The following is a 257-nucleotide window of genomic DNA, read 5'->3' on the forward strand; positions in this document are numbered from 1 at the left end:
GCCAGCGCGCTGATCGTAACCTGGCAGATACCGAATACCTCATGCGTGAAATTGCCGGCTTGCGCGATGCGGTCGGCGATATGGCCACCCGTGACTTTGTGCGTTCGGAATTGCGCGATTTACTCCACGAGCTTGATGACCGCAATATTGATCGCGCCGCCGAACGCGAAGAACGCATCCGTGAATTGCAAGAAGAACTCGATGCGGTCAAGGCCCAGCGCGAAGCACGCGATGTTCCCGTTGATCCGGGAGATGAC

Annotated in this window: 1 pseudogene; it reads left to right on the forward strand. The window is 57.6% G+C overall.

Features of this window, described 5'->3' with window-relative positions:
- Positions 1 to 257, forward strand: a pseudogene (locus tag QP415_RS12190) (DUF1003 domain-containing protein); the annotation flags it as partial.

The organism is Pauljensenia sp. UMB3104 (genome assembly GCF_030217285.1).
Classification (GTDB): domain Bacteria; phylum Actinomycetota; class Actinomycetes; order Actinomycetales; family Actinomycetaceae; genus Pauljensenia.